This window comes from Streptomyces sp. NPDC057486, from assembly GCF_042802415.1.
Lineage (GTDB): Bacteria > Actinomycetota > Actinomycetes > Streptomycetales > Streptomycetaceae > Streptomyces > Streptomyces yanii.
This window is the reverse complement of sequence record NZ_JBHVEE010000054.1, coordinates 1-17,467: the sequence shown is the minus strand read 5'-3', so window position 1 is coordinate 17,467 and position 17,467 is coordinate 1. Positions and strand designations below refer to the sequence as shown.

Sequence of the window (17,467 nt, the reverse complement as noted above, 5' to 3'; positions counted from 1 at the left end):
GGACTCCGCCGAACCGGACGTCGCCGCCCGACCGGGTTTGCCCTCCCGGGGGGCCAGGCATACTCGCTTCGGGCCGCCACCGAGGGCCGTCGACGCGGCCGTACGCAGGAGTTGTCCCAAGGGTCCGTGCAACAGGGGGTGCCAGGTTGTCCCGACAGGCGACCCCTCGCGTGCCGTGGCACACCGGCCCTGTGAGCCGCACCCCCGTCCCTTTCGGACAGTTCATCGTCAAGGTGCACGGCCGCTGCAATCTGGCCTGCCGCTACTGCTATCTGTACGAGGGCCCCGACCGGTCCTGGCGCGACCGCCCGTCCGCCGCCCCACCCGCAGTCCTGGAGCACACCGCCTCGCGCATCGGCGAACATGCAGCGGCTCACCGGCTGCGGGAGGTCGCCCTCGTGCTGCACGGCGGCGAACCCCTGCTCGCAGGGGCCGAACTGCTGGCCGCCTTCGCCGACCGGGTGCGTGACCTGGCTCCGGCCGACTGCACCGTACGCGTCACTGTCCAGACCAACGCCACTCTGCTCAGCGACGCGCGTATCGCCACATTGGCCCGCCACCGCATCAGCGTCGGTATCAGCCTGGACGGTGGTCTGCCCGCCCACAACACCCTGCGCACCGATCATGCGGGACGCCCCTCCTGGCCGGCGGCGTCGCGCGGCGCCCGATTGCTCGCCGACGGGCATCCCGAGGCATACGCGGGCATCCTCGCCGTCGTCGACCCGCGGACCGACCCGGTCGAGATGTACGAGTCGCTGCTCGCCCTGCGCCCACCGGCCCTGGATCTGTTGCTGCCGCACGGCAATTGGACGGCCCCGCCGCCCGGCCTGCCTGCCACGCACCCGGCGCACTCCGCGCACCCCGGCGGAATCGGACGTCCCACCCCCTACGGCGACTGGCTGTGCACCGTTTTCGACCGCTGGTGGCCGGCCGGGCGACGGGAGACCAAGGTCCGGCTCTTCGAGGAGTGCCTCGCCCTGCTGCTCGGCCTGCCCGCCGCCACCGAATCGCTCGGACTCGACCCGGTCAATGCCGTCGTGGTCGAGACCGACGGCTCGATCGAGCAGATCGACTCCCTCAAGTCCGCCTATGACGGGGCCACGGTCACCGGACTCGACGTCTTCCACCACACCTTCGACGCCGCTCTGCGGCACCCCGGCGTCGCTGCCCGCCAGGCCGGCGCCGATGCGCTCGCCGCCGTCTGCCGCTCGTGCCCGCTGCTCACGGTCTGCGGCGGCGGCCACTACGCCCACCGCTACCGCGCAGGACACGGCTTCGCCAACCCCTCCGTCTACTGCGCCGACCTCGACCGGCTGGTCCGCCATGTTGCGGCCCGGCTGGCCGAAGCGACTGCAGGAGACCCCCCATGAGTACCGCTCTCCCCCCTCGCGCGCTCCGCGAACTCGGCCGCACCGAAGGCGATGCCGAGGCCCTGGAACTGCTCGTCCGCGACCAGGACACCCGACGCCTCGTCCTGCTTCGTGCCCTGCTCGACGCGGCGGCGGCCGCCTCCGTGACCGTCTGCCCACCGGACCTGCTCGACCGGCTCCACGAGGACTGGGCGCTGCTGGCGGCGGCCGAACGCACCGACCGCGCCGCCGCACGCTCCGTGGTGCACTATCCGCTCGTGGGCCCCTGGGCCGAGCGCTGCCTGAACGCTCTCACCGCCGGCCTGCCGCTCCCGGAACTCCGGTCCGATCTCGGCCACTTGGGGGCGCTGGCCGCCGCGGCCGCAATCCGCGCCGGGCTGCCCTTCGCGACCCGGCTCACCGCACGCGGCGCGGTGCTGCATCTGCCGCTGCTCGGCGCTGCCCACCTGGGCCCGGGCTCGGTCGATCTCCTGGCGGACGGCGAGGAGGTGAGGCTCCGCCAAGGGCGTTCGGCTGAAGTCTTCGTACGGGTCGATTCCGGTGTCGCGAGCTCCTTGGACCCGCGCTGGCTGCCCGTGCCCACGCTGCCCGCCCTGCTGCCGGGCGGCAGCCCCGTACCGCTGGACGATCTCGACCCGTACCGCGCTGCGGGCGGCGGTCTCGAGCGCCATGGGCTGAGCGGCACGACCCGTCTCGACGACGACGGGCGCAAGACGTGGGCCGCGTCCTGGTCGGGCGTGGAGCACCTGCTCCGGATCGGCGGTGAGCACCGGTCGGCCGAGGCGGCCGCCCTGCTGCGCTGCCTGGTGCCACTTGCCCCGCCACCCGGGTCCGCCTCCTCCGGCGAGGGCGCGGCGCACTGCAGCGGCACCCGGCGCGAGGCGTTCGGGGCCGTCCTCAGCAGCAGGCCGACAGACGCCGTCCACTTCGCCTCGACCCTCGTGCACGAGCTCCAGCACACCAAGCTGGCCGCGCTCAGCACCCTCCTGCCCCTGCACCACGAGGACGCCGCACCCCGGCACTTCGCACCCTGGCGCCCCGATCCGCGGCCCTTCGACGGGCTGCTCCAAGGGGCCTATTCGCACATCGCGCTCGCCGACTACTGGCAGCGGTTCGCGCTCGGCGCGGAACGTGCCACCTTCAGCCAGCGGGATCTGGCGTGGTCCGAACACGCCCGCCGCCGTGAGCAGGTCGGCGCCGTTCTGCCCGTTCTCGCCGGATCCGGCGCCCTGACCCCCGAAGGCCGGGTGATCGTCAACGAAATGATCACTCTCTACCACCGTCTGGCGGATTGGCCGCCCCCAATGGGGCATGTGGCTCGCGCGAGGGCGTACGTGGCCACGGCCAGGGTGATATGGCAGCAGAGGAACCATTCGCAGCGAGCCTGACAGGGTGCCGTGGATCAAGCGGCGACAGACTTCAGAAGTGAGGTCCGACCCGGTCACCGATGTATTTTAATAGGGCTTATTTCGATGCAGGGAGACGGTTGAATGCCCGTAGCGCGTAAGCAAGTTGGAGCAACGGGGGCGTCCACCGTCACCATCAGTTTCGCCGGCTTCAACCGGGCCTGGGCGGCCTGGATCGGGGACCGTCTCGAACGGCGTGGTGTGCGGGTCGTGTTCCAGCGCTGGGACCCCCCGGTCAAAACGCCGCTGGAGGACGCGCTGCAGGACCTGATGCTCGCCCCCGGCCGCATCCTCGTCATTCTCAGCGACTGGTACTTCCAACTGGGCCCCCGCAGTCACAGCGAGTGGAACACGGCCCTGCGGGAGGTGGTCGCCCCCGACGCCGAGCGCTTCGCAGCCGTCTCCATCTCCGCCGCCGCCATGCCCGGCGCCACCTCGGTCTTCGCCGCGGCCGACCTGACCAACGTCGGTGCGGAAGAGGCCGAGCGGCGCATGCTCGCCCGCCTCGACCTCACCGCCGCCCCGCTGTCGCAGTCCGCCGAAACGAAGCCCGGCCTCCGCTTCCCGGCCGACACCCCCGAGGTATGGGGCGGAGTACCGCGCCGCAACACCCGGTTCACCGGTCGTGAGGGGCTGCTCAACGACGCGTACCACGCACTGCAGGAGGCAGGCTCCGGCGCGGGTGTCGTGACGCTGCACGGCATGTCTGGCGTCGGCAAGACACAGCTGGCTGCGGAGTACGTCTACCGGTTCGGCTCCGAGTACGACGTCGTGTGGTGGGTGCCCGCCGACCGCCGCGCCCTCTACCGCCAGAAACTGGCCGAACTGGCCCCGGAACTGGGCCTGCCCACCGGCGCCGAGTACGGCGAACGGCTCCGCGCGGTCAGGGACTCGCTGCGCCGTGGCGAACCGTACTCCCACTGGCTCCTCGTGCTCGACGGAGCCGACGATCCCGAACAGATCTGGGACCTCGTGCCGACCGGTCCGGGACATGTTCTGATCACTTCACGCAACCCGGAGTGGGGCGAGCACAACAGCAACCTGCTGGAGGTGCCGATCTACAGCCGGGACGAATCGGTTGCCTTCATCCGCCGCCGGGCCCCACGGCTGACGCACACCGAGGCCGCTCAGCTGGCCGAGGCGCTGGAGGACCTCCCGCTGCTGCTCGACCAGACAGCGGGCTGGCTCAACGACTCCGACATGTCGATCGAGGAGTACATCGATCTGCTCCAGGGCGGCATCGACCAGGACGTGGTCAAGGTCTCCAAGGACTTCCCGATCGCCTTCCAGACCGCCTGGTCAATACTGCTGAACAAGCTCAAGGAGACCGTCCCCGAGTCCATCGACCTGCTGCGGCTGTGCAGCTTCTTCGCGCCGGGCTCCATTCCCGTGCGACTGCTGAAGGAGATGCCGCCCGGTGAGCTGCCGGAACAGCTCACCGGCCTGATGAACGACCCGCTGCTCTGGAACAGGGCGATCGGCCAGTTGCGGCAGTACTCCGTGGTCCGGCTGGAGTCCCACGAGTCGGCGGACGAGGAGGCCTCGTCCTCGGGGGAGTCGCTCTATCTGCACCGCATGGTTCACCAGATCGTGGGCAAGGACATGCCGGAGCGGGACCGCGAGGAATTCATCGACGTCGTCCGCCGGGCTCTCGCAGCCGCCGACCCAGGACGGCCCATCGACGCCACGCAATGGTCCGCGTACGCCGAGATCGCCCCTCATCTGAAGTGGGCCGGCGTCCTGGAGAGCACCGACCCGGCGGTGCACACCCTGGTCCTCAACTGCCTGCGTTACATGTACTTCTCGGGCGAGTACCGGGCGGGCATCAAGCTCGGCGGCCGCGCCATGACGGCGTGGCGCGAGCTGCTGGGCGAGACCCACCCCAGGCTCTGGGACCTCAGTTACAACTACGCCAACCTGATGCGGGCCGTCGGAGACTACGCGGGCACCGAGGCCATGGAGCGGGCCGTGGTCGACTATCTGCGCACCGAGCGAGGGGGACAGGACCTCGAACATCTGCGCGCCGCCAGTGGCCTCGCTGCGGACCTGCGGGGTCTCGGCCGCTACGAGGAGGCGCTGGAGATGTCCGGCTGGATCCTCGAGACCTACCGCGAGCTGCTCGGGGACCAGGACTCCCGCACCGTCAACGCCCAGAACAATCTGGCCATTTCACTGCGGCTGCTCGGCCGGTACGAAGAGTCACGGGAGCTCAACCGGCGCACTCTGGAGGCACGGCGGCAGCTGTTGCGGCCCCGGCACAGCTGGACCCTCCTCTCCGAGATCAACTACGCCACGGATCTCCGGCTGCTCGGCCGCTACAGCGAGGCCGAGTCGCTCCAGGCGCAGAGCGCCAGGGTGCACCGCATCGTTCTCGGCGACGACAACCCCCAGACGCTGCTTGCCGAACACAACCTTGCGCTCTGCCGCTACCGCAACGGCGAACGTGGCAAGGCCGCGTCGGCGTTCACCCGGATCCTCGAGCGCGGCGAGCGGGTACTCGGTGAGGACGACCCGCTGACCTTGATGTTCGCGGCCAGCCAGAGTTTCTTCGCGCGCGAGCACGCCGACGTCGACCAGGCCAGGACCATAAGCGAGTACGTCGTCGACGGATACACCACGATGCTCGGCGAGGACCACCCGTATGTGGCCGGCACCCGCGCCAACCATGCGCTGATCCTGCGCAATGTCGGCGAACGGGACCAGGCCCACCTGCTCATCGAAGAAGCACTCGAACAGATGACGCGGGCCGTGGGCGAGAACCACCCATGGACGCTGGGCTGCGCGATCAACGCGTCGGCACTGCGCAACCTGGTCGGCGACCCGGAATCAGCTGCCGCGCTGACCGACGCCTGCGTCGCACGGGCCATCGAGACCCTCGGCCGGACCCATCCGCTCACGCTCTCCGCCCGGATCGCCCACGCGGCGGACCTGCGAGGCATGCGGGAGAGGCAACGGGCCGACAAGGTCGAGAGCGAGGCGTTGGGCGACCTCGCCGCCACGCTGGGAGCGCAGCACGTCCACACGGTTTCGGCGCGGTCCCGCAACCGCCCGTTCTGGGACTTCGAGCCGCAGATCATCTGATCCGGTCACCGAAGCAACGGCGACACGCCGGAGGGCCCGGCCCCGCGAGTGATCGCGGGGCCGGGCCCTCCGTGCGTACAGCCGCTGATCAGGCCTCGAAGACCTCGGCGACCAGCTGCGCCTGCTCGGCCTGGTGGCGCTTGGCCGAGCCGACCGCCGGGGAGGAGCTGTGCGGCCGCGAGATGCGACGCAGGCGCTCACCGTGCGGGACGTCGGCGCCGACGGCCAGGTCCAGGTGGTCGATCAGGTTCAGGGCGATGAACGGCCAGGCACCCTGGTTGGCCGGCTCCTCCTGGGCCCAGAGGTACTTCTCGGCGTTCGGGTACTTGGCGATCTCGGCCTGCAGCTCGGCACCCGGCAGCGGGTACAGACGCTCCAGCCTGATGATGGCCGTGTCCTTGATGCCGCGCTTCTCGCGCTCGGCATCGAGGTCGTAGTAGACCTTGCCGGCGCAGAAGACGACCTTGCGGACCGCGTTCGGGTCGACCGAGTCGTCGCCGATCACCGGGCGGAAGCCGCCGGTGGTGAACTCCTCCGCCTTGGACGCCGCCGCCTTGAGACGGAGCATCGACTTCGGGGTGAAGACGACCAGCGGCTTGTGGTGCGGGTTGTGCACCTGCCACCGCAGGAGGTGGAAGTAGTTCGACGGGAGCGTCGGCATGGCGACCGTCATGTTGCTCTGCGCGCACATCTGGAGGAAGCGCTCCGGGCGGGCGGACGAGTGGTCCGGGCCCTGGCCCTCGTAGCCGTGCGGCAGGAGCAGCGTGACGCCCGAGGTCTGGCCCCACTTCTGCTCGGCCGAGGAGATGAACTCGTCGACGACGGTCTGCGCGCCGTTGACGAAGTCACCGAACTGGGCCTCCCAGATGACCAGCGACTCCGGGCGGGCCAGCGAGTAGCCGTACTCGAAGCCCATCGCCGCGTACTCGCTGAGCAGCGAGTCGTAGACGTTGTAGCGCGCCTGGTCGTCGGAGAGGTAGAGCAGCGGGGTGTAGTCCTCGCCGGTCACCTGGTCGACGAGGACCGCGTGGCGCTGGCCGAAGGTGCCGCGGCGGGTGTCCTGGCCGGCGAGCCGGACCGGGGTGCCCTCCATCAGCAGCGAACCGATGGCCAGGGTCTCGCCCATGCCCCAGTCGATCGTGCCGTTCTCCACCGAGGCGGCACGGCGCTGCATCTGCGGCATCAGGCGCGGGTGGACCGTGATCCGCTCCGGGATGTTGACCTGGGACTCGGCGATCCGCTTCACGACCTCCGAGGAGACCGCGGTGGTGACGGCGACCGGGAACTCGGGCTGCGCTTCCGGGACATGGGTCTGGGCCGGAGCCGAGGTGGCTTCGCGAACCTCCGCGAAGACCTTCTCCAGCTGACCCTGGAAGTCCTGGAGCGCCTGCTCGGCCTCTTCCAGCGTGATGTCGCCGCGACCGATGAGGGACTCGGTGTAGAGCTTGCGCACCGAGCGCTTCTTGTCGATCAGGGTGTACATCTGCGGGTTGGTGAACTCCGGGTTGTCGCCCTCGTTGTGACCGCGGCGGCGGTAGCAGATGAGGTCGATGACGACGTCCTTGTTGAACGCCTGCCGGAACTCGAAGGCCAACCGGGCCACACGGACGACGGCCTCGGGGTCGTCGCCGTTGACGTGGATGATCGGCGCCTCGATCATGCGCGCCACGTCGGTGGCGTACATCGAGGAGCGGGAGGACTCCGGGGCGGCGGTGAAGCCGACCTGGTTGTTGATCACCACGTGCACCGTGCCGCCGGTGCGGTAGCCGCGCAGCTGCGACATGTTGAGCGTCTCGGCGACGACGCCCTGGCCCGCGAAGGCCGCGTCGCCGTGGAGCGCGACGGGCAGGACCGTGAAGTCCGTGCCGCCCTTGTTGATGATGTCCTGCTTGGCGCGGGCGATGCCCTCGAGGACCGGGTCGACCGCCTCCAGGTGCGAGGGGTTGGCGGCCAGCGAGACCTTGATCTGCTCGCCGTCGAGACCGGTGAAGGTGCCCTCGGCGCCGAGGTGGTACTTGACGTCGCCGGAGCCGTGCATCGACCGCGGGTCGAGGTTGCCCTCGAACTCCCGGAAGATCTGCGCGTACGACTTGCCGACGATGTTCGCCAGGACGTTCAGACGGCCGCGGTGGGCCATGCCGATGACGACCTCGTCGAGGCGGGCCTCGGCGGCGGAGTCGATGACCGCGTCGAGCAGCGGGATGACGGACTCGCCGCCCTCCAGCGAGAACCGCTTCTGGCCGACGTACTTGGTCTGCAGGAACGTCTCGAACGCCTCGGCGGCGTTGAGGCGGCGCAGGATCCGCAGCTGCTCCTCGCGCTCCGGCTTGGGGCGCGGACGCTCCACCCGGTCCTGGAGCCACTTGCGCTGCTTCGGGTCCTGGATGTGCATGAACTCGATGCCGGTGGTGCGGCAGTACGACTCACGCAGCACACCGAGGATGTCGCGGAGCTTCATCATCGTCTTGCCGGCGAAACCGCCGACCGCGAAGTCCCGCTCCAGGTCCCACAGGGTGAGGCCGTGCTCGGTGATGTCCAGGTCGGGGTGCTTGCGCTGGCGGTACTCCAGCGGGTCGGTGTCGGCCATGACGTGGCCGCGGACCCGGTAGGAGTGGATCAGCTCGAAGACCCGCGCGGCCTTGGTGACGTCGTCGTCGTGCGAGGCGTCGATGTCCTTGAGCCAGCGGACCGGCTCGTAGGGGATGCGCAGCGCCTTGAAGATCTCGTCGTAGAACTCGTTCTCGCCGAGCAGGAGCTGGGACACGATCCGCAGGAACTCGCCGGAGGCGGCGCCCTGGATGACGCGGTGGTCGTACGTCGAGGTCAGGGTCATGACCTTCGAGATGCCCAGCTTGTTCAGCGTGTCCTGGGAGGTGCCCTGGAACTCCGCCGGGTAGTCCATCGCGCCGACACCCATGATGAGGCCCTGTCCGGGCATCAGGCGGGGCACCGAGTGGACGGTGCCGATGCCGCCGGGGTTGGTCAGCGAGGCGGTGACTCCGGTGAAGTCGTCCATGCCGAGCTTGCCGATGCGGGCGCGGCGGACGATGTCCTCGTACGCCTGCCAGAACTCGAAGAAGTTGAGCGTCTCGGCCTTCTTGATGGCCGCGACGACCAGCTGGCGGTCGCCGCTCGGCTTCACCAGGTCGATGGCCAGACCGAGGTTGACGTGCTCCGGCTTGACCAGGGTCGGCTTGCCGTCCTTCTCCGCGAAGGAGTGGTTCATCGACGGCATGGCCTTGAGGGCCTGCACCATCGCGTACCCGATGAGGTGCGTGAAGGAGATCTTCCCGCCGCGGGCGCGCTTGAGGTGGTTGTTGATGACGATGCGGTTGTCGAAGAGCAGCTTCACCGGAACGGCGCGGACGGACGTGGCCGTCGGCAGTTCCAGGGAGGCGTTCATGTTCTTCGCCACGGCGGCGGACGGGCCGCGCAGCGTCACGTACTCGGGGCCCTCGGCGGCAGTGGCCGGGGCCGCCTTCGCGGGCGCGGCGGCCTTCGCGGCCGGAACGGCGGGCGCAGCCGGAGCGGCGGGTGCGGCCGGAGCGGCGGGTGCGGCCGGAGCGGCCGGGGCCACCGGGGCAGCGGCCGGAGCGGCAGCCGCAGGCTTCGCCGGGGCGGCGGCCGGGACCTGCGCCGGAGCGGCAGGCGCGGTCGGGGCCGGTGCGGTGGCGGCCGGGGCCACCGCAGCCCCCGCGGCTGCGGCGCCGGGAACGGGCTTGTCCGCCGTGCCGGACGTACCCGGCTTGTAGTCGGCGAAGAAGTCCCACCAGGCGCGATCGACCGAATTGGGATCCTGGAGGTACTGCTGGTAGATCTCGTCGACGAGCCACTCATTGGGGCCGAAAGCTGCAGCCGGGCTCGTGCCCGGGCTGGCTTGGTCGGTCGAGATGCTTGAGTTACTGGGGGACTGAGACGACACGGCGGCAACCGCCCTCTTCCGCTTCACAAGGTGATGGACAGCGGAAATCAAGGCTACGCCTCCTTGACCGTTCCATGCAGACCGGGCCGGTCTTCGTCGTGCAAGTCACATCAAAGAGCGGGTTTCGGCGCAGGAAATGGCGGGAAACAAGCCAGGTTCCGCTTCAGTCCGGGTACGCGAGGCCGTGGCTACGGCCACGTGGACCGTATCCCCTCGTGGGACGACACGTAGAACGTGCCCTTCCGGTTCGAACCCTATGTCAACTGCGTGGTTGAGGGATTCCCGGAAGAGTGACTTGGATCCGGCAGCCGCGGGCCGATTCAGCCACTCCGATGCGGCCGCCGTGCAGATCCACCGCCCAGCGGGCGATCGCGAGCCCCAGACCCGTACCGCCGTCGCTGCCCGGACCGTGCGGGGACGGCACCTCGCCACGGTTGAAGCGCTCGAAGACCCGGTGCCGCTCGGACTCGGGGATGCCCGGACCCTCGTCCAGAACCTCCAGATCCAGCGACTCCGGCTGCACGCCCCGCCGCGCCCGCACCGTGACCCGGCCGTGCGGCGGGCTGTGCTTGACGGCGTTGTCGATCAGATTGGCCACCACCTGGTGGAGCCGCTCCGCGTCCGCGTGCGCGGTCAGCTCGGGCGGCGACACATCCAGATGCAGATGTACGTCCTTGCGGCTGTGGTTCCCGGAGCCGGAGGACAGCCGGCGGTGCGAGGCGGCCAGGTTCGCTTCCTTCAGCACACCCGAGAGATACGGCCACACCTCGAAGCGCCGGGCCTTCAGGGTGACCACCCCGTGGTCCAGCCGGGAGAGGTCCAGCAGCGTCTCCACCAGCCCGCCGAGCCGCTCCGTCTGTTTGAGCGCCGTGCGCATCGTCTCCGGATCGGCCGCGGAGACCCCGTCCACGACGTTCTCCAGCACTGCTCTCAGCGCCGCGATCGGCGTCCGCAGCTCGTGCGAGACATTGGCCACCAGCTCCTTGCGGTGCCGGTCCACGGCCTCCAGATCGTCCGCCATGAGATTGATCGTCTGCGCCAGGTCGCCGAGCTCGTCACGCCGGCCGGCGCCCCTCACACGTCTGGTGTAGTCGCCGTGCGAGATCGACCGGGCGACCTTCGTCATCTCGTCCAGTGGCGCCGTCAGACCGTGCGCCACGAACTGCGTGATCAGCAGCGTCGCGATCACCGAGAACACCGTGATGAACCGCAGCTCGGTCCTGGTGCGCACCGCCACCATCAAAAGCCCGGTCGTGATGAACACCGAGACCACGACCAGCGTGCCCAGCTTGGCCTTGACCGAGAAAGGACGCAGTCGGGAGCCGGGCCGGGTCATGGCGCCGGTGTCTCCAGGGCGTAACCGACGCCGTGCACGGTACGGATGCGCTCCGCACCGATCTTCCGGCGCAGCGCCTTGATGTGGCTGTCGACGGTGCGGGTGCCCGAGGCGTCCGCCCAGTCCCAGACCTCCGCGAGCAACTGCTCCCGGGAGAGCACCGCACGCGGTGTGCCGGCCAGGCAGACCAGCAGATCGAACTCGGTCGGCGTGAGGTGGACGTCCTCGGCGCGCACCCGCACCCGGCGCTGCGCGTGGTCGATCTCCAGCTCGCCGAGGCGCAGGATGCCGCTGCGCGGCGTCACCGCAGCCAGTGCGGCACGCTCCACCCGGCGCAGCAGGACATGCACCCGGGCCGCCAGTTCGCGCATCGAGAACGGCTTGGTCATGTAGTCGTCCGCGCCGACACCGAGGCCGACCAGCATGTCGGTCTCGTCGTCCCGGGCGGTCAGCATCAGCACGGGCACCGGCCGTGTGGCCTGTACCCGGCGGCACACCTCCAGACCGTCGAAGCCCGGCAGCATGATGTCGAGCACCATCAGATCGGGCTGCCAGGACTCGGCCGCCTCGACGGCCGCGGGGCCGTCGAGCGCGGTCTGCACCAGGAAGCCCTCGGCCCGCAGGCGGGCGGAGATGGCATCGACGATCGTCGCGTCGTCCTCGACCACCAGCACCCGGCGCTGCGCGCCCGGGGTGGCCGCGACACCGTTGTGGGTGGTGTGTGTCTGTTCCATCGCCCCGCCCCTGCCCGTTCTCGCGGGGGCCATTCCCCCGGACGCACGGTCTTCGCTTGTGAATTTCGTGGGTGATCCCGTTTGCCGCTCAGCAGCGTAAAGCCACCGGACGGCTCCCGGCTACGCAGGGTGCAACGGCACGGGAACGGGTTGGACGCGAGGAGGAGGCGGAGTGTCTGCCTTGTGGCGCTTGGCCCCGGGCGTCCGGGGGGTCGCGCATACCCGGTGGGGGGCCTCAGGCGCTCCGAAGTGCGAGATGAACCACGTCGGGCACACCTCGGGCAACATGCACCTCTTCCGTCCTTACCCCGCTGAATCCGGCATTCCGCAAGGCCTGTTCGAAGTCGGCGGACGGCTGCGCGGACCAGACCGCGAGTACCCCGCCCGGATTCAGCCGCTCCCGGCAGTCGGCGAGACCGGCCGGCGAGTACAGGCTGGTGTTGTCGTCGGTGACGGTCCAGTCCGGTCCGTTGTCGATGTCCAGGCACAGTGCGTCGTAACGGTCCGTAGTCGTGCGGAGGTACGCGACCAGATCCGTCGCCAGGATCTCGGTCCGCGGATCGGCGAGCGCGGCACCGGTGATCCGGGCCAGCGGACCGCCCCGGTGCCAGTCGATGATCGCCTGCTCCCGCTCGACGACCGCGATCCGCCCCCAGCGCGGTTCGGCTGCGGCGTGGGAGAGGGAGAAGCCGACCCCGAGACCGCCGATCAGCACCGCCGGGTCCGGCCGTCCGGCGGGCAGTGCGGCCAGCGCCGCGTCGATCAGCAGCCGCTCGGAGCGACCGTCCGCGGTGTCCATCAGGAAGCAGCCGTTGGCGATGATCTCGAAGTCGTCACCCCGCTCCCGCAGGACGACCTCCCCGTACGGTCCTTCGCGGCGGTCGAGCGTGACGGGGCTGTGGGCGGTGTGGCGGTCGGCGGTGGGCATGTCCTCGGTCTCCGGTGGAGGGTGGGTGAGTCCCTGCCATCCTTGCCCGGTCGCGCGGCCGGGACCAGCGAATTGCCGGATCGGCACGGGGCGCGGAGAGGCGAAAGGCTTGGTCGCACGGGCTCCGGCCGTGCGCCGCGCACCACGAGGAGCGCCCCGCCTGCCACGTACGCCGCCACCGCCACCGCCACCGCCGCCCCCTGCGGCCCCGGCTGCATCGGCCAGGCCCGGACGGCGGCCGCGCCACCCGGGGTGCGGGGCGCCGTCAGGTGGACGGCGCCGCCGTGGACCGTCATCGGCAGCCGGCCCAGCCAGGTCGCAGCTCTCCCGGGAAGCCGGGCAGCGGCCGAGCCAGGCCCTGCGACCGGTGTCCGGCATGGCTTCGAGACGGCCCAGGTGGTTCCTTGACCTGCGGGTTCCGGACGGCGGGGTCGCTCTCGGGAACCCGCCGCTCCTGTACCGCGGAGTCGGTGCGGTGCCTGCGCCGGTATTCCTTGCTCTCTTTTCCGGTCCCCTCCGGCGGGCAGCCCCGCTGCATCAGGTTGGCGGCGGCGCCCTGCGCGTACGCACGGGGATCGAGCAGCTTGTTGCGCACGACGTCCCAGCCGAGCGTCGGGCGCGACAGCGGTACGTCGCCGCCGTCGGGGCGTGCGCCGTTCTCCACGTACCGGGTCGGTGCGTCGGGGACCCCGTCCAGCCGGGCCACCATGACCGGGGCGAACCACCGCACCCGGGACGAATACATCCAGTTCCGAGGGGCGCATCAGCCTCACATCCCCTCTGTCGGGACGCGGCCCCTCGCCGGTTCACCGTGTGGCATGCGCCATGGACGGTGCGGACATGATTGCGGAGGGTCGGGTGTTGTTCTTCGGGGGCGTGAGAGAACCGGGGGGCGTGAGAAAAGGGAGTCCGGCGGGGTGCACGGGAGTACGCACGGGGCAGCACAGGTACGAAGTGACACGGTCCCGCTGCTCGATGCCGTCCCGGGGCAGCGCGGTACGGAGCCGACGGCCCCCGTACCGCCGGTCGACCCGCCCGCCCGGTCCCGGTTGTGGAGGCTGCTGCCGACGCCTGCCGGGACACCGTTCACCTTCTGCTATCTGCTGGTGCTCGTCGCGACGTCCCTGTTCACCGTGTACGCCGATCCGGACACCGTCTCCGCCGTGCTGCGCGGATCGAGCACCGACGTCTCGCATCTCACGCGGACGCCGTTGCTCGTTCTCGTCGCCAGCGCCCTGTGGATCACGGGCGGGTTCACCTCTCCGTACGCTCTCGGCTTCGCCCTCGTCCTGACCGCACTGGAGCGGCGCATCGGCGGGTGGCGCACCGCCGGGGTCTTCCTGCTCGGGCATGTGGTGGCGACGCTCGCCACGGAGATCCCGGTCGGGATCTCCGTGGTGGTCGGCCATCTGCCGGAGACCTCGCTGCACCGGCTCGACTACGGCATCAGCTTCGGTCTGATGGCGAGCGTCGGCGCGCTCGCCGGACTGCTCACCCCGCTGGTCCGTGCCCTGGTGCTGGGCGGCGTCGGGGTGATGCTGGCGCACGATCTGCTCGTGTTCACCGATCCGCTCACCGGCTGGGGGCATCCGCTCGCCCTGCTGCTCGGGGTGGCCTGCTGGCCACTTCTGCACCGGCGCGAGGGTCTGGTCGGTGCGGTCATGGGCGCGGGGCCTTCCCGCCGTCGATCGGGCCGCCCTCGACGGCCTCGACGGACCGGGCCGTGGCCCGGTCGGCCTCGGTGGGTCCGGCGCGCAGGGCGAGCAGTGGGTCCGGATCGGAGACACCGGGAATGGCCGTGCCGCGCGGAATGCTGCCGTAGAGGCAGGCGCTGCGCGGTTGCGTGGCGTCGAATGCGTCGGCGAGGGCACGGGCCGCTTCGACCACTGGGGTGAACGTCGCCGGCAGGCGGCTCAGCGAGCCTCCACGTCGGATCGTCCCGTCGTCGGCCGCTCCTTTGCCGCCGGGAGATCCTCGCCGGCCGCTGTCGGCCATTCGGGCACCGTGCCGGGTCCGCGCCGCGGCTGCCGAGTGGTTTTCGCAGGTGACGGGCTGGTGGAAGAAGATCGCTGAGAGCGAACACAACCTCGGGAACATACGGACGCTCAGGAGCATTGAGTCTGCATAGCTCAACTTGACTGCCGAAGGGGAGATCATGGCTACTGAGTCCAATGCGGTCACTCCGCTCACCTTGCCTGTGCTGCCGCTCGACGACGAGGTCGTGCTGCCCGGAATGGTGGTTCCTCTGGACCTGTCCGACACCGATGTCCGGGCCGCCGTCGAGGCTGCCCAGGCCGCCGCCCGTCCGGGTGGTGGCAAGCCCGAGGTGCTGCTGGTGCCGCGGATCGACGGGACCTACACCGGGACCGGTGTACTCGGTACCGTCGAGCAGGTCGGCCGGCTCTCCGACGGGGATCCGGGCGCCCTCATCCGCGGCCGTGACCGCGTGAGGATCGGTGCCGGAACCACCGGACCCGGGGCCGCGCTCTGGGTCGAGGGAACCCGCGTGGACGTCTCGGTTCCCGAGCCGCTCCCCGGCGCCGCCGCCGAGCTGGTCAAGGAGTACAAGGCCCTCGCCACCAGCTGGCTGAAGAAGCGCGGCGCCTGGCAGGTCGTGGACCGGGTCCAGCAGATCGACGACATCTCCGCACTCGCGGACAACTCCGGTTACTCGCCGTTCCTCACCACCGCCCAGAAGGTGCAGCTCCTGGAGACCGCCGACGCGGTCGCCCGGCTGAAGCTCGCCATCCAGTGGCTCGGCGAACACCTCGCCGAACAGGACGTCGCCGAGTCCATCGCCAAGGACGTCCAGGAGGGCGTCGACAAGCAGCAGCGCGAGTTCCTGCTGCGGCGCCAGCTGGAAGCCGTACGCAAGGAGCTGTCCGAGCTCAACGGCGACGCGGAGGACGAGTCCGACGACTACCGGGCGCGCGTCGAGTCCGCCGATCTTCCCGAGCACGTCCGTGAGGCCGCGCTCAAGGAGGTCGACAAGCTGGAGCGCTCGTCCGACCAGAGCCCCGAGGGCTCCTGGATCCGGACCTGGCTGGACACCGTCCTCGAACTGCCGTGGACCGAACGGACCGAGGACGCGTACGACATCCGCGCCGCCAAGGAGATCCTCGACGCCGAGCACGCGGGCCTGGAGGACGTGAAGGAGCGGATCACCGAGTACCTCGCGGTGCGCAAGCGCCGCGCCGCACGCGGCCTCGGGGTCGTGGGCGGGCGTCGGGGCGGTGCGGTGCTGGCCCTCGTCGGACCGCCCGGCGTCGGCAAGACGTCCCTCGGTGAGAGCGTCGCGCACGCCATGGGCCGCAAGTTCGTCCGCGTCGCGCTCGGCGGTGTGCGGGACGAGGCGGAGATCCGGGGCCACCGGCGCACGTACGTCGGTGCGCTCCCCGGACGCATCGTCCGCGCCATCAAGGAGGCCGGTTCCATGAACCCGGTCGTCCTGCTCGACGAGATCGACAAGGTCGGCTCCGACTTCCGCGGCGACCCGGCCGCGGCGCTCCTCGAAGTGCTCGACCCGGCCCAGAACCACACCTTCCGCGACCACTACCTGGAGGTCGAACTCGACCTCAGCGACGTCGTCTTCCTGGCCACCGCCAATGTCCTGGAAGCGATCCCGGAGGCGCTGCTCGACCGCATGGAGCTGGTGAGGCTCGACGGCTACACCGAGGACGAGAAGGTCGTCATCGCCCGCGACCACCTGCTCCCGCGCCAGCTGGAGCGGGCCGGTCTGGAGAAGGGTGAGGTGACGCTCGACGAGTCGGCGCTGCGCAAGCTGGCCGGCGAGTACACCCGTGAGGCGGGCGTACGCAATCTGGAGCGGGCCGTCGCCCGGCTGCTCCGCAAGGTCGCGGCCCAGCACGAACTGGGCGACCGGGAGCTCCCGTTCACCGTCACCGACGAGGACCTGCGGGGTCTCGTCGGACGGCCGCACCACGTCCCCGAGTCCGCCCAGGACCCGGCCGAGCGCCGGACCGCGGTGCCGGGCGTGGCGACCGGACTGGCGGTGACCGGCGCCGGCGGTGACGTGCTGTTCGTCGAGGCGTCGCTGGCCGACCCGGAGACCGGCGCGGCCGGACTGACCCTCACCGGTCAGCTCGGCGACGTCATGAAGGAGTCGGCGCAGATCGCGCTGAGCTTCCTGCGCTCGCACGGCGCCGAGCTGGAACTGCCCGTCGCCGACCTCAAGGACCGGGGAGCGCACATCCACTTCCCGGCGGGCGCGGTGCCCAAGGACGGTCCGAGTGCCGGTATCACGATGACGACGGCGCTGGCCTCGCTGCTCTCCGGACGGCTGGTCCGTACGGACGTGGCGATGACCGGTGAGGTGTCGCTGACGGGACGGGTGCTGCCGATCGGCGGGCTGAAGCAGAAGCTGCTGGCCGCCCACCGGGCCGGTATCACCACCGTGGTGATCCCCAAGCGGAACGAGGCCGATCTGGACGACGTCCCGGCCGAGGTCCTGGAGAAGCTGGAGGTCCACCCGGTGACGGATGTCCGACAGGTGCTGGAGATCGCCCTCGCCCCGGCCACGGCCGGGGCGGAGGAGAGGATCCCGGCCGCGGCGTGAGCGCCATGGTGTGACGGGCGTGGCATGACGTGCGCGGCCGGTCGGACGGCCCGCGCCACCCGGAAGGGGGGCGCGGGCCGTTCCGCGTGTCCGGGTGCGCGAACGTGCTGTTCC

Annotated in this window: 10 protein-coding genes; 5 read left to right on the top strand and 5 right to left on the bottom strand. The window is 70.5% G+C overall.

Annotated features, from left to right (window positions below; all coding sequences use genetic code 11):
• The first annotated feature begins 146 nt into the window (after window positions 1-146).
• The 3 genes from ACFU6I_RS24385 to fxsT all read left to right on the top strand — a co-directional run bounded on the left by ACFU6I_RS24385 (window position 147) and on the right by fxsT (window position 5,857).
• Window positions 147-1,370: an FxsB family cyclophane-forming radical SAM/SPASM peptide maturase gene (locus ACFU6I_RS24385; protein ID WP_384370489.1), complete on the top strand. Its 1,224-nt coding sequence runs from the start codon at window positions 147-149 to the stop codon at window positions 1,368-1,370.
• Complete coding sequence (locus ACFU6I_RS24380; protein WP_384370486.1) at window positions 1,367-2,758, top strand: aKG-HExxH-type peptide beta-hydroxylase; 1,392 nt, start codon at window positions 1,367-1,369, stop codon at window positions 2,756-2,758. Before ACFU6I_RS24385 ends, ACFU6I_RS24380 begins: the two co-directional genes overlap by 4 nt.
• A gap of 102 nt (window positions 2,759-2,860) precedes the next feature.
• Entirely contained in the window at window positions 2,861-5,857 is a 2,997-nt protein-coding gene (gene fxsT, locus ACFU6I_RS24375; protein ID WP_384370483.1) for an FxSxx-COOH system tetratricopeptide repeat protein, read from the top strand.
• Between the two features lie 88 nt (window positions 5,858-5,945).
• Here fxsT and ACFU6I_RS24370 read toward each other — a convergent pair whose 3' ends face one another.
• The 5 genes from ACFU6I_RS24370 to ACFU6I_RS24350 form a co-directional block, all read right to left on the bottom strand.
• Window positions 5,946-9,779, bottom strand: coding sequence for a multifunctional oxoglutarate decarboxylase/oxoglutarate dehydrogenase thiamine pyrophosphate-binding subunit/dihydrolipoyllysine-residue succinyltransferase subunit (locus ACFU6I_RS24370; protein WP_384370480.1), 3,834 nt, complete (start codon window positions 9,777-9,779; stop codon window positions 5,946-5,948).
• Between the two features lie 259 nt (window positions 9,780-10,038).
• Window positions 10,039-11,115 carry an ATP-binding protein gene (locus ACFU6I_RS24365; RefSeq protein WP_384370477.1) on the bottom strand — a complete coding sequence of 359 codons (1,077 nt, stop codon included), beginning with the start codon at window positions 11,113-11,115 and terminating at the stop codon, window positions 10,039-10,041.
• On the bottom strand, window positions 11,112-11,849 hold the full coding sequence (locus tag ACFU6I_RS24360; protein WP_384370473.1) for a response regulator transcription factor: 738 nt from the start codon (window positions 11,847-11,849) through the stop codon (window positions 11,112-11,114). Before ACFU6I_RS24360 ends, ACFU6I_RS24365 begins: the two co-directional genes overlap by 4 nt.
• A gap of 235 nt (window positions 11,850-12,084) precedes the next feature.
• Window positions 12,085-12,777 carry a spermidine synthase gene (locus tag ACFU6I_RS24355; RefSeq protein ID WP_384042544.1) on the bottom strand — a complete coding sequence of 231 codons (693 nt, stop codon included), beginning with the start codon at window positions 12,775-12,777 and terminating at the stop codon, window positions 12,085-12,087.
• Window positions 12,778-13,069: 292 nt separating this feature from the next.
• Entirely contained in the window at window positions 13,070-13,507 is a 438-nt protein-coding gene (locus ACFU6I_RS24350; protein ID WP_384370470.1) for a hypothetical protein, read from the bottom strand.
• Between the two features lie 187 nt (window positions 13,508-13,694).
• On the opposite strand from ACFU6I_RS24350, the gene ACFU6I_RS24345 reads away from it, so the two are divergent.
• Together ACFU6I_RS24345 and lon are read left to right on the top strand one after the other, a co-directional pair.
• The gene (locus tag ACFU6I_RS24345) at window positions 13,695-14,672 is read left to right on the top strand and encodes a rhomboid-like protein (protein WP_384370467.1); all 978 of its coding nucleotides are present in this window, start codon (window positions 13,695-13,697) and stop codon (window positions 14,670-14,672) included.
• 260 nt (window positions 14,673-14,932) lie between these two features.
• Window positions 14,933-17,353, top strand: a complete 2,421-nt coding sequence (gene lon / locus ACFU6I_RS24340; protein ID WP_384370464.1) for an endopeptidase La — start codon at window positions 14,933-14,935, stop codon at window positions 17,351-17,353.
• The last annotated feature ends 114 nt before the right edge of the window (window positions 17,354-17,467 follow it).